The sequence below is a fragment of the Lysinibacillus composti genome (assembly GCF_016908465.1).
In the GTDB taxonomy this organism is placed as follows: domain Bacteria; phylum Bacillota; class Bacilli; order Bacillales_A; family Planococcaceae; genus Ureibacillus; species Ureibacillus composti_A.
This window is the reverse complement of the sequence record NZ_JAFBDY010000008.1, coordinates 167,085-179,391: the sequence shown is the minus strand read 5'-3', so window position 1 is coordinate 179,391 and position 12,307 is coordinate 167,085. Positions and strand designations below refer to the sequence as shown.

Genomic DNA, 12,307 nt, shown 5'->3' with positions numbered 1-12,307 from the left:
AATACCCGAATTTTTCGGATAATAAAGGAATATTATTCCGTTATTTTATCGAAATCATTGAATTTTGCCTAATTTTGAGCGATTAACGGAAAAAACTTCCCTTATCCGAGCTCTCAAAGCCAGCCAAACACACAATAACGGAAAAAACTTCCCTTATCCGAGCTCCCAAAGCCCGCACTACATACAATAACGGAAAATAATTCCCTTATTTTGAAAAATACCCGAATTTTTCGGATAATAAAGGAATATTATTCCGTTATCTTATCGGAATCATTGAATTTTTCCTAATTTTGAGCAATTAACGGAAAAAACTTCCCTTATCCGAGCTCTCAAAGCCAGCCAAACACACAATAACGGAAAAAACCTCCCTTATCCGAGCTCCCAAAGCCAGCCAAACACACAATAACGGAAAAAACTTCCCTTATCCGAGCTCTCAAAGCCCGCACTACATACAATAACGGAAAATCATTCCCTTATCCGAGCTCCCAAAGGCCGCATTACACACATTTAAGGAAAAACTTCGCTCATATCAGCACCCATAACCAACACTACACACATTACCGGAAACACCCCACCTATATAAGCCTCCACCCAAATCATCTACAACATTCATTAACCAGGAAACTCGCACTTTATAATCTCTCTATTTTAATGGTCTTAATGCGTTTGTCTGATCTATAAATATAAACGCATCATACCTGCTTCCGACTCGGGAAGGGACATAATTTCCATAAGCTTCGTATTCCGGGTGATACACAACCCCGATCGCACGGTGGCCAATCCAGTCGGTGAACAATTCTCGATTGTCGTCAGTGAAAATCAAAACCTGATCTTCTTGGCTAGCCGCGTGAAGTTGACCTTCCCACATACTTAGTTTCGAAGGGGGAACTTTTATCACTTGTAACGGGTCTCCCCAGCTATCTGATGCAATAACCGTCCCTTCATAAGTCCCGAATCCTATCGCAAATGTATTGTCTTTCCCGTATTGCTCCCTGATCAGTTGGCCGACGTTGATCATTTGCTCGTCCTTCATTGAAGTTTCGGATGCATCTCCAATATGGGTGTTATGTTCCCAAATAATGATTTTGGCATCGTCACCGTGGTACTTTATCAATTCATTGATGGCTTCCACCATATGTTCATCCCGTGTATTCCAAGATTTTGCATCCTTCATCATTTCACGGTAATATTCCTCGGCATTTTTGGCAACAAGGGCATTCATGATTACATTTAAATCTTTTTCCTGTTCATCAGAGTAGCGTTCCTCATTACTCCGCAACGATCTCAACAAGCTCGAAACCTCACTGATACATTCATCTGTAAAATGCGCAGCAGAAAGGGCATAGTGTTCCGGCATTCGGTTATACGGCTCAAAGCAGGTGAAAGCTTTTTTAGCGTGTTCCAAGTCAACTTGGTACTTCGGGTTATCCGATAAAAACTTCAACACTTCATCAATAGATTCAAAAAGACTATACAAATCGATTCCATAAAAACCGACTTTTTTATCCAATGATGTATTTTTCTCTTTTAGCCACTCTGTAAATTGTTCGATTTCTTCATTTGCCCACATCCAAGTCGGCCAGCGATGAAAGGATTTCATAAGAAGTTCTCTAGCAGTTTGACTTTCATCCCCATAGCCTTTTACATATCGGTTGACCTCCTGCGCGGAAGGCCAATCTCCTTCAACTGCGATGATATTAAATCCTTTTTGTTCAATTAGTCTTTTGGAAAGCTCGCAGCGATAAGTGTAAAACTCCGATGTCCCATGGGATGCTTCGCCAATCATGACAATTTGGGCATTGCCAATTGCTTCAATCACTTTGTCCAAACTTTGGTCATTCAATGGAAGGGAATGCTCCTTGATTGCATTGATTAGTTTTCGTGGCATGTTTTCGTCTGCTCCTTTTTAGCTTTAGCTTACCCAAGGCTTCGACTGAGCACACATTTCAACCAAAAAAGCTAAGGGGAGTTAATCCCATTCATTTTGTGAAAAGACAACAATAAACGTCATCTATATGTAATAAAAGTAGAATTTATGTCTTATTTCATAAATCTGAAAATCTGTCAATAGGTTTTGAGTGGTAATATGTTTTTAGATTGGGAAATTTTGTTTGATTAAATAATCGCTAGACCGCTAATTTAATAGAGTTTAAGATTTAACTGTCACTCTTACCATTTTATGGGCCATTTATTACTAAAACTGTGCTGTAACATTGGAGTTGCAAAGACGAGGAGGAATAAAACATGAATAAAAAATTTCTAGCAACATCATTAATGGCAGCAACATTATTTGGAGCATCTTTTACAGCAACATCAGCGGATGCGGCAGGTTTCAACGAAGAGGTTAAGAGTGAATCAAATCCTTACGTTCAAATTATTAAAGGGGATCAAACATACGGAATTGCCTTAAAATTAATCAATCAAGTTGCAGCACAAAATGGACAATTTGATATTAGTAAATTTGAAGATTTAGTTAATAAAGCATTAAAAGATGCTCAAGCTTACAAAGCACCTCAAGCTGGTAAAGTAGTAGATCAAGGAAAAACTACTAATAATACAGTAGAAAAAGAGGTAGCAACACCTCAAGCACCAGCAAAAGAAACAGCAAAACCAGCAACAAACAATAATACAACAGCACCAACAAATACTCAACAAGCTGAAGCACCAGCAAAAGCTCCTACTACAAATGAGAATCAATCAGTCTCTAATTTTGAACAACAAGTAGTAGACTTAACAAATGCAGAACGTGCAAAAGCAGGTTTAAAACCATTAGAAATCTACGCTCCATTAATGAAAGTAGCAGAAGCGAAATCAGCGGATATGGCGAAAAATAACTACTTCTCTCATACAAGTCCAACTTACGGAAGCCCATTCGATCAAATGAAAGCAGCAGGCATTTCTTACAAATCTGCGGGTGAAAATATTGCCCAAGGTCAAAGAACACCAGCTGAAGTAGTACAAGCTTGGATGGACTCACCAGGTCACCGTCAAAACATCATGAATGCTAACTACACTCATATCGGTGTAGGGTATGTTGAAAACGGTAACTACTGGACACAACAATTTATTCAACAATAATAGAAAAATTAATACGACACAACATCAAAAAGATGGTCTGAAGTCTAAGTGGCTTCGGACCATCTTTTTTTGGGGACAAGGGGACAGGCACCCCGTCCCAAAATTTGGGACAGTGTACCTGTCCCTCCGTCCCTTTTGTTTTTGTCATTCTTCAATAATCGGTTGTACATTAACTTTCCAATCCCCAGAAGTTGGATCTTTAGAAACGACGAGTTTTGTATTGATTTCATCGAATATGATTTCGCCTTCTTTACGAACCTCTAAAACAAAATAATCTGTATAGTAGAATGTGAGAGCATCATCATAATAATCAGAATAAGATGCGACGTAGTTCATGACACTATTATTCTTGAGAGATTTGATCGTTTTTATAGCATCTTCTTTCTTAATACCAAGTTCTTCAAAATGATCAAGTATCGGAGATTGTTTATAAACCACCTTTTGGCCCGTTTCTTTTTTATAGAGCATATTTGCAAATTGTGATCGATTAATTGGTTTATTCGGTTTAAAGGTACCGTCGCCATAGCCACTCATTATGCCGATTGTTTCAAGTGTCGCGATGGCTTGCCCCCACTGATTTGTAAATCGCTCACCATCGAATATATCCGACTTCTTTCCACCAATTGCTTTGTAACTTTCATCAATAATTAGCGGAATGTCATAAACTCTGACAAGAACACCCGCTAATTGGCCGCGAGTTAACGAGTCGTTTACACCAAAGGCTCTCTTGCTGTAATCCCATCGTATCTGATAATACCCACTCATTATATTATTGAAATCTAATTTCTCAATATAAGAATAGAATTGATGTGATTTCGGAACATCGATGAAGTTGCTGCCATTCCACCATTGTGAATATTCGGCCTCTTTGAATCGATCACCAACCACTTTGGTAATAATACTAGCGAATTGTCCACGTGTAATATTTTCATAAGGTCTAAAGTTTGGCAATGTTCGACTGATTGCCTTTTTTGTTAATAAATAATCAACAGAATCATAGAAGTTATCCGTTTTATTGACATCTTAATAATGCACTTGTGCTGAAGTAACCCCATTTGTAGTTAATAGCAATGTTCCGGCTAACCCCATTGCAGCTAATGTTTTAGTAACTTTTATTAATTTCCCCATTTTTTTCACCTCTTGACTACATCATAATCTATTAAATGATAAATAGAAATTGGAAATTAGAGGTAGATCGTGGGCGGTAAGAGTGAGTAGAAAGAGCCAGGAAGGTTTGATTGGGTTATCAGGCATTTGGGTGGTATTTATGAGCAGGGATAGCTTGTTTATGAGCAACTTTTTCAATTTTATGAGCACGGTATAATAAGATATGGGCACCAAATTCGTGTTTATGGGCAAGCCCCAGTTTTATGCGGCGCCCCGAAATAAGCACCAGCAATCTCCACTTAACTGGTGTTCGGCTATAGACATTACGCAATAACCAAAAAAGTGATTTTCTGTCCCAAGTGTTTTATCAAATTTTGTAAATTTCAATCGATCTAGTCTGCTTAAAAATCTACACAAAAGTCAATCCTTCATATTAGAAGGAGTGGTTTTGTTGGAAAATCGTTTTTTTATTGGGTTATTTAATGGCCTTATCCTTAGCCTCATTTTGTGGGTTTCGATTTTCGGTTGGATCAAAATAATAGCTAATCTTTTCTAGAAAAAATGGGAGCGCCGTAAATAACGCCCCCTAAAATCATTATGATACTGGAATTTTTGTAACCATCCGTCTTTCAACTAGATTCATGCAGTAATTCAAAATCGGGCCGCCGAAACAAAGGGTGATGATTGTGCCGATTCCGATCGGGCCATTAAAAAGATACGCAAGCACTAAAAAAACTGCATATTGAATCGTTCTGGAATAAAGTACGCTGATTTTCGTGAGCTCACGAATGACTAACATTAATTCGTCGACTGGTGCGGGCGCAAATTTCGCGTATAAATAAAATGCCGTTCCAAGGCCTGAGAAAATTAATCCGAATAATAGCGTCATTAGTTGAGAAAACCATGTGTCAGGATGAACGAAATCTCCAATTAAAAAGAGCCATAAGTCGATGCCGACGCCAGTTAAAAAAGCAGTGATAAAGCCTAAAAACTGTGGTCTTCTTTTACTTAATAAAGCGTTACAAAAAATCATCATTAAGGCCAATATAATCTCCCAGCTGCCTACCGTAAGTCCAACCGTCTCCGATAGACCAACTAATAGTGCATCAAAAGGAGAAGTTCCAAATTGTGATTGAATCGTTAAGGTAATTCCAAGAGTAAGAATGACAATTCCTACTCCATACACGAAAGAATGTTGTTTACTCAACTTCATTTCTGACAGACAACTTTTTTGTCATTAAAACATGCGGGATTCCATCTTCCATAAACACATCCGATGACGTTTCATAGCCTAATTTGTGATAAAATCCTTCAGCTTGCGTTTGGCCATGCAATTTCACTTTGGCAACACCTTTATCTCCTGCAAGATCTTCTAATGCTTGAATAATCACTTTCCCAAGCCCATGTTTGCGGAAAGGCTCCAAAATACAAATTCGCTCCAATTTCCCAAACCCGTCGACAAGTCGTAATCTTCCTGTTCCTACTGCTTCTTCATTCAGATAAACAAGGATGTGATCACACTGCCCATCTAATTGATCGAATTGATCAAACTCGTCAGACAAAGCTACTCCCTGTTCTTTCACGAATACTTCTTTTCTAATATGAAATGCTTTTTGCAATTCATCTTCTGTTGTAATGTTATTTACACGCATGGATACGCGTACCTCCTAGATTTATTAGTATAAACAAGTCATAATAAGCATTATATAATGAAAATGTTTTGTTGTAAATGCAACAAAAATATTCGGGGGTTTTTGTTAATGAAAGAAATTCTTCGTGAAATTGGCATGATTGCAAGGGCTCTAGATTCGATTAGTAATGTAGAATTCAAGGAACATGATTTAACAAAAGGCCAGTATCTGTACCTTGTCCGAATCTGCGAAAATCCAGGAATCATACAAGAGAAGCTAGCGGAAATGATCATGGTGGATCGTACCACAGCAGCGCGGGCGATAAAAAGGCTCGAAATACAAGGGTTTATTGAAAAAAGAGATGATCCGTTAAATAAGAAAATTAATAGACTTTACCCAACAGAAAAAGGGGAAGGAGTCTATCCTTTTTTAATGAGAGAAGGGCATCATTCCAACAATGTGGCCCTTTCAGGATTCTCTGAAGAAGAAGCAAATCTCCTCCACGACTTCCTTCAAAGAGTCAGAAAAAACATCGTCGTCGATTGGGAATATGTCAAAAAAGGAAACAAGAGGGAGTATTAGGGACAGGGGGACAGGTACCACGTCCCAGTTGAACTGAAATATTTACTAAAGTATATTCAAAAGCCCTAGCTTGGTAATTTCCATTCCAAACTAGGGCATTATTTGAGTCACATAATTTTTATTTAGAGTAATTTGCATTAGTATGTTCATTAATGAATATGAAGTAAATGCACATAAGCCTTAAAACTTCTTGATGCCTGCTCTCCGAAACCCATCAAAGACATTATAGGCCGCAGTTATGATGAAAATCGCAATTGTAACTCCAATAATCCAATTGGTCATCTCGTCAGCAGCAGCTTGAGTACCATTAAATAGATTGAGCATATAGTCAATAAACGAGGCAGAGATGAAATCAGCATTGGTTATGATCACAATCGTAAGGACGATGGAAAAAAGGTTATAAACTCCGTTAAAAATGGCTAATTTATATGTCCATTGGCGGTTGATCCATTTAAAGATCGCTAAAGTGATTTCAGTAATAATGAAAAGGAGAATGACCGGCCAATAGGACAGCAGGACCTCTTGATTAAATGCTGGAAGGATTAGTTCAAGATCATTCACTCTATTTTTCTCATAGACTCCAATGAAATGGTCGGCATTAAAATAGAAAAAGACCCAAATCAAGGTCCAAATAATACTCGCAATAGCTTCCGCTTTTGGAATCGCTTTTTTCTTTGGAATAAACGGAATAGCTTTTAAATCTTCAGGGTTCCACTTTTCTCCAGTTTTTCTAAGAGAAGTTGGCGATACTCCTGAACGTTCTAACACAAAGAACACAAGTGTGATCCAGAATATTGCATGAATGAAGATGGTCATTGCTGTCCAAATGCTTTCCCCGAAAAGAATGGCCATTAATTTTCCAATCCCACCTTCACGGTTCCATTCGGAAAGTGAAACCATGTAATAAATAGCTAGACTAATCCCAATAGCAATAGGCATAACCATTTTAATTACTGAAATATATAGATCGTAAAACAAAGGCCCGATTAAATAAGCGGGACGGTCGCGATATTCATTAGCGAGTAATGCCGGATCTCCCAGTTCGGACAAGGTTTTTTTTACATCTTCCTCAGAATAATCATCTGGGAGCATATCTTCAATAGTGGACCTAAGCTCCATGGCGATGTCATCACGAGATTTTTCGGGCAATCTTCTTGTCACTTCCTGTATATATATATCAATCAGATTCATCGTTGTCTTCTCCTTTTAATAATGAATTCAACTCAAGTGTCATCCTTTTCCACTCTTCTTTTAATTGTTCATAAACCTCTGAACCATAGTCGCTCAATACGTAATACTTTCTCGGTCTACTTTCTGTTGTATCCCAGTTGCTCGTTACGAGTTCTTGTTTCTCTAATCTGCGCAATAGTGGATACAAGGTACTTTGCTCAATCGCGACACCTGCTGTTTCAAGTAATTGAACAAGTGAATAACCATATTGGGGAGTGTGCAATTGACTTAATACAGCAAGTACGAGCGTACCTCTTCTTAATTCTGTTTTATATGAATCCAACAAAGAACTCATTTGTTGATCACCTCATTATTTTATACTGTACATCATACACTAATGTATGTTGAATAACAATGTATGATAGGGAAGTTTACAGTGTCCCATGAAAAAAATTTATTTAGAGTTCCCTTGATTCGTAAGTAAACCATCCACCCAAAAAAGAATAAGACCCTCAATCCAGGAGAATCGAGGGTCTAACATTATCTACTAATGAGCTTTATCTAGGGCAAGTTTTATACCAAAACCAATCAGAACTGCACCTGTAATGCTTTCCATCGTATTTCTTGCTGTCGGTTTTTTCATAAAAGCACTAATTTGATGAATGGAATAGACATATAGGAGAAACCAAATTGCAGTCAGAACTGTATACGTAGCACCCATGATGAGAAAAGGTAAAAAGGTATTGCTTTCAGTGTTCACGAATTGAGGCAAAAACGTTAAGAAAAAGACTGCAACTTTAGGGTTAAGAAGATTTGTAAGGAAACCTTGTTTAAAACATGAAGAATGTCCAATCTGATGTTTGTTGTTTTCATCAGCGTGTGCTACCTCTTCCTTTTTCCGCAAAGACCATAATGTTTTGACTCCTAAATAAATTAAATAAACAGCCCCAACGTATTTAATGACAGAAAATATAAATGCAGATTTTACAATAATTGCTGAAAGTCCTAAAATGGCAGCAGATGTATGAACAAGAAGCGCGCAACAAGTCCCTAAGGCAGTTTTAAGTCCTCCAGTTTTTCCTACTGTGAGGGTATTTTTTGTTGCGATGGCAGTATCAGGTCCCGGTAAAATAATAAGAAGAATACACATGATAATAAACAAATAAAAATTCTCCATTAAATAAACTCCCCCTTATTAATTCGAATAATTGGAAAATTGTTAAATTTAATTTACCATATAAATTTGGTGAATAGGAGCTTTTTTTCGTGGGACAACGGGGACAGGTACCTCGTCCCACTTTTTAAGAATAGGTAAACATCACCGTTCAACCGGAAGAAGGAATCTCCCAATTTCTAGAAGAATATTTATAGAAAAAGAATCTAGGAGATGAAAACGTGAATCCATTGTTTACGATCGACTGCGGAGAGATCATGCTTCGCGAATACAGGGTGGAAGATGCAGACGCGATTTATGAAATTACCTCGCAGCCGGAAGTCCACGAATTTTTACCTGATTTTAAAACAACTCGCGAACAACGATTAGACTGGTCACAAATTACGAAATCCCTTCAAACAAACGATTCTTATCAGCGGTGCCAAATATTGAAAATCAAACTTACCTGAGATTGGGCATGATCTTAAAGGAAACAGGTGAATTTATCGGGTTTTGCATGACAGGCATTAAAGATGAATTGCCGACCCCAAATAGAGAAATTGCACACCGCGCTTTCCCGTTAAAAAGGATCGGCGCTTTTTTCATTCTAAAGATAGCAACACATTCATCGTTTTACGTAGTTCATTTTTCCTTGGGTAAGAGGATTGACCCTTTTTTGAGCAGTGCTGTAAAAATATTTGTATTTATTTATGTATCCTGCCTTCAACTCAGGGGAACATATTGAAAAATATGCATCTAGAGGTGTCTAAAATTCGTGAAAAAACTTGTTATTGCAGCGATCGTAATAGTTGGATTATTGTTACCAATGTTCTTTGCAAAGGCGGATGTCCAACTTGACGGAATTATTCCAATCAATTCAGAGAAAGTGAATTCGGTTCATGTGGAGCGGTTAGCTGGAGGAACTAGGACTTTTCAAATAAATGATGGTTATGAAGAAGTCGTCATCCGAAAGGTCATTAATTGGATCAACACCGCAAAACCTCTCAATGGAGTGAATCAATCTTTATTTTATAAATCGCCCGTAAAACTCCAAGTATTCATGAGTAATGGGGACGTAGCGATCATTGAACCAATTTTCAACTGCGTCACAGAAAACGGAGCAAAGACTTGTTCGATTATGGATGGAGAAGTGTTATTTATCGAAAATCATGTAAAGGTTCGACTAAAGTCTCAAGAGCTTTACGATTGGCTTTTGGTAGGGTGGGAAGAGGAAAGTTATGGACCGTCTAAAGAAGAATTACTTGATGAAACATTATATTTTCAATATTATTCCCATCTCGACAAAAAATACGCTGATTTCGTCATGTGTCCAAAAATCGATAGCATAGAAAGAATCGCTGGTGGCGACCGCGGTCATATCATACAAGCAAGTGCATTAAACTATAGTGCACATCACGGTGATCAACCCTATGACCGAATCCACTTTACGTTAACGGATACTCAGGAAAAGGGTGTTCATATAACGAATGTCTCGATAGAAAAGGGAATTTCCGATAAAGAAAGTGGCATACAATGCAGGCGCTAGAACCATTAGTTTATCCAATATTTGCCGCATTCTGATTCGAGAATAGTGCCTTTTCTATATTTGGGGAAAGGAATCTAACCTCACCACATATTACCGCTTATTAATATAAAAAATCTCCTGTAAAATGAATTTACAACTTTTATAGGAGGATCTTATGAAAAAAATAGTTTCTATGATTCTATCGCTAGTATTGGTGATGGCATTCATTCCACAATACTCTAATGCGGCAACAGCTAAATTTAAAGATATACCTACTTCGCATACTTACTATAAACAAGTCTCTTATTTAGAGGGAAATGGCTATATTACTGGTTACCCAGATGGTACGTTTAAGCCAAATAATAAGTTAACACGTGCTCATGCAGCGATTATTATTAGTAATGCATTAAAATTAGATACAACAAATGTGACTAATCCGAATTTTACGGATGTACCAACTTCACACCCATACTATAACCAAATTGCAGCAGTTGTAGAGGCTGGCGTGATGGGTGGGAAAGGTAATGGGAAATTTGACCCAAGTGGTACATTAACTCGTGGTCAAATGGCAGTTATTCTAACAAATGCTTACAATTTAAAAGGTGTTTCCAATAAACAATTTAAAGACGTACCTTCAAACCATTGGGCATATCAATTCGTGCAAGCTTTAGCTAAAAATGATGTGACAAGTGGTTACAGTGATGGAACTTTTAAACCGAATGCAAACATTACTCGTGCTCACTTTTCCGTATTCCTTTATAGTGCACTTGGTACTTTAGGTAAGAAGATGGAAGTTCACTTCATCGATGTTGGTCAAGGAGATTCGATTCTAATTGAATCACCAAATGGCAAAACGATGCTTATTGATGGCGGTACAAAAGCAGCCGGTGATGATGTTGTCGCTTATTTAAAATCACAACAAATTAGTCAATTAGATTATATGGTCGCAACTCACCCAGACGCGGATCATATCGGAGGACTAATCGATGTTTTTGCTGCTACTCAAGTAAGTAACTTCGTAAACAGTGGGAAAGTTCATACAACTGATACGTACAATGAATTATTGACTGCTGCTACAAATGAGGGATCAAACTATATTGAGCCAACAACTGGACAAACGATTAGTTTAGATCCATCACTGAAAGTACAAGTGCTTCATGCTGATGCTTCAGCAACTGACAATAACGATGCATCAATCGTATTAAAAGTAACTTATAATGAAGTATCTTTCTTACTAACAGGTGATGCGGATACGGATATCGAGTCAAAAATGGCTTCTAGTTACGATGTATCTTCGACAATTTTAAAAGCAGGTCATCACGGATCGGATACAAGTAGTTCATTAGCATTTTTACAAAAAGTACAACCTGCAGCAACTATTTTAAGTTACGGTCAAGATAATAGTTACGGTCATCCACATTCAAAAGTATTAAGTAATTTAATAACGGTCAGTTCAAAAGCTTACTCAACGGCCGAAAGTGGAACAATTACGGTCGTAACAAATGGGGCGACTTATAATATTCTTGGAAAAGAATTTACTGTTGGTACCGTGTCTACACCAACACCATCTCCAACACCTGTTGTTACAAATCCTAAACCAACTACAGGTGGGGATGCGAAATCAGGAACATATGTCATTCCAGGAGCTCCAACAAGTTTCAAAAATTGTACAGATATGAGAAAGTACTATCCAAATGGCGTCAAAAAAGGACATCCAGCCTACTCCACTTCTAGCGACCGCGATCAAGACGGATGGGCATGTGAACAATAATTAAAGTTAAGCCACTCGTAATGGGTGGCTTTTTTTAGTGCGAAAATAAAGGAGAGATAGGTAAAGATGTGTATTGATAGGAAGAGAAATTCGACCAATGCATAAAAGGAAGGCTTACGATTTAAGCGTAGATATTCTGTTTAACTCCTCTAAATAAGACAAATCGAATGATTTAGATGAGATAAAGGGAAAAATTAAATTATGGATTTATCCCAATTCAATCAAAACTTTTCCGTTTAATTATTTAATACTGTAAATATGTAGAAAATACTTTACAAAATATGTATTTA

At 37.6% G+C, this 12,307-nt stretch carries 11 protein-coding genes and 2 pseudogenes; 5 read left to right on the top strand and 8 right to left on the bottom strand.

What is annotated here, in order from left to right; genetic code table 11:
* Positions 1-643: 643 nt before the first annotated feature.
* Positions 644-1,888, bottom strand: a complete 1,245-nt coding sequence (locus JOD29_RS11015; RefSeq protein ID WP_124764876.1) for an erythromycin esterase family protein — start codon at positions 1,886-1,888, stop codon at positions 644-646.
* Between the two features lie 356 nt (positions 1,889-2,244).
* Between JOD29_RS11015 and JOD29_RS11010 the strand changes: the two genes are divergently transcribed.
* On the top strand, positions 2,245-3,078 hold the full coding sequence (locus JOD29_RS11010; RefSeq protein ID WP_124764874.1) for a CAP domain-containing protein: 834 nt from the start codon (positions 2,245-2,247) through the stop codon (positions 3,076-3,078).
* Between the two features lie 144 nt (positions 3,079-3,222).
* Here JOD29_RS11010 and JOD29_RS11005 read toward each other — a convergent pair whose 3' ends face one another.
* From JOD29_RS11005 to JOD29_RS10995, 4 genes and pseudogenes are all read right to left on the bottom strand, one after another.
* Positions 3,223-3,843 carry an S-layer homology domain-containing protein gene (locus JOD29_RS11005; RefSeq protein ID WP_275579650.1) on the bottom strand — a complete coding sequence of 207 codons (621 nt, stop codon included), beginning with the start codon at positions 3,841-3,843 and terminating at the stop codon, positions 3,223-3,225.
* 150 nt (positions 3,844-3,993) lie between these two features.
* A pseudogene (locus JOD29_RS20610) lies at positions 3,994-4,089 on the bottom strand (S-layer homology domain-containing protein); the annotation flags it as partial.
* Between the two features lie 691 nt (positions 4,090-4,780).
* Positions 4,781-5,398, bottom strand: coding sequence for a YczE/YyaS/YitT family protein (locus JOD29_RS11000; RefSeq protein ID WP_124764872.1), 618 nt, complete (start codon positions 5,396-5,398; stop codon positions 4,781-4,783).
* Entirely contained in the window at positions 5,385-5,837 is a 453-nt protein-coding gene (locus JOD29_RS10995; protein WP_124764870.1) for a GNAT family N-acetyltransferase, read from the bottom strand. Before JOD29_RS10995 ends, JOD29_RS11000 begins: the two co-directional genes overlap by 14 nt.
* 108 nt (positions 5,838-5,945) lie before the next feature.
* On the opposite strand from JOD29_RS10995, the gene JOD29_RS10990 reads away from it, so the two are divergent.
* Positions 5,946-6,398: a MarR family winged helix-turn-helix transcriptional regulator gene (locus tag JOD29_RS10990; RefSeq protein WP_124764868.1), complete on the top strand. Its 453-nt coding sequence runs from the start codon at positions 5,946-5,948 to the stop codon at positions 6,396-6,398.
* 180 nt (positions 6,399-6,578) lie between these two features.
* Here the strand turns inward: JOD29_RS10990 and JOD29_RS10985 are convergent, their stop codons facing one another.
* The 3 genes from JOD29_RS10985 to JOD29_RS10975 all read right to left on the bottom strand — a co-directional run bounded on the left by JOD29_RS10985 (position 6,579) and on the right by JOD29_RS10975 (position 8,745).
* The gene (locus JOD29_RS10985) at positions 6,579-7,589 is read right to left on the bottom strand and encodes an HAAS signaling domain-containing protein (protein WP_124764866.1); all 1,011 of its coding nucleotides are present in this window, start codon (positions 7,587-7,589) and stop codon (positions 6,579-6,581) included.
* Entirely contained in the window at positions 7,576-7,923 is a 348-nt protein-coding gene (locus tag JOD29_RS10980; protein ID WP_124764864.1) for a PadR family transcriptional regulator, read from the bottom strand. Before JOD29_RS10980 ends, JOD29_RS10985 begins: the two co-directional genes overlap by 14 nt.
* Positions 7,924-8,115: 192 nt before the next feature.
* Positions 8,116-8,745: a LysE family translocator gene (locus JOD29_RS10975; RefSeq protein WP_124764862.1), complete on the bottom strand. Its 630-nt coding sequence runs from the start codon at positions 8,743-8,745 to the stop codon at positions 8,116-8,118.
* Between the two features lie 254 nt (positions 8,746-8,999).
* On the opposite strand from JOD29_RS10975, the pseudogene JOD29_RS20440 reads away from it, so the two are divergent.
* The 3 genes and pseudogenes from JOD29_RS20440 to JOD29_RS10960 all read left to right on the top strand — a co-directional run.
* Positions 9,000-9,289, top strand: a pseudogene (locus JOD29_RS20440) (GNAT family N-acetyltransferase); the annotation flags it as partial.
* A 207-nt stretch (positions 9,290-9,496) separates the two neighbouring features.
* Positions 9,497-10,267 (top strand): hypothetical protein, encoded by a 771-nt coding sequence (locus tag JOD29_RS10965; RefSeq protein ID WP_124764860.1) that lies wholly within the window; start codon positions 9,497-9,499, stop codon positions 10,265-10,267.
* A 154-nt stretch (positions 10,268-10,421) separates the two neighbouring features.
* Complete coding sequence (locus tag JOD29_RS10960) at positions 10,422-12,017, top strand: S-layer homology domain-containing protein (RefSeq protein ID WP_124764858.1); 1,596 nt, start codon at positions 10,422-10,424, stop codon at positions 12,015-12,017.
* Positions 12,018-12,307 lie beyond the last annotated feature (290 nt).